Genomic DNA, 480 nt, shown 5'->3' on the forward strand with positions numbered 1-480 from the left:
CTCGCAGCGGCATGAAACCGGCGGACGCTCCACTTAGCAATCGCGCCGAGCTGTTCAAATGAACCGAGCCACCTCTGTCGCCTAAGCTTAAGGTCGCTCCGATTATGAGGACGATCCTGTGCGTATCGATCAACTTCAACCGACTCCAACCTCTGCCCAACCGCTCGAAATTCCACCCCAGCTTTTAGATAGCGTCCTACGCCATCAGTCTCACTTGGCTTCTCTTGTTGCAAGTTTGCGAGCGGCCGGATTAGGAGAGGACGTTGTCGAAGCAAGCGTTCGGACGCTGGTCGACAGCTATGCCGACGACCTGACCGTCGCGATTCGCGCCATGATGAAAGAACCTCAACATGGATGATGCGCAACTGAATGACGAGGACGCGCGAGTTGCCGCGTTGCTTCGCCTAGCCTGGATTATTCATGAGTCTTCGTACCAGGGCTTTGCCGACCCGGCTTTGCGGTTTGGCGACCGCGGCGGGC

Annotated in this window: 1 protein-coding gene; it reads left to right on the top strand. The window is 57.3% G+C overall.

The features are described 5' to 3' along the window. Positions 1-118: 118 nt before the first annotated feature. Positions 119-358: a hypothetical protein gene (locus QN347_RS19440; RefSeq protein ID WP_323494350.1), complete on the top strand. Its 240-nt coding sequence runs from the start codon at positions 119-121 to the stop codon at positions 356-358. The last annotated feature ends 122 nt before the right edge of the window (positions 359-480 follow it).

This window comes from Sphingomonas sp. 10B4 (genome assembly GCF_035019905.1).
Lineage (GTDB): Bacteria > Pseudomonadota > Alphaproteobacteria > Sphingomonadales > Sphingomonadaceae > Sphingomonas > Sphingomonas glacialis.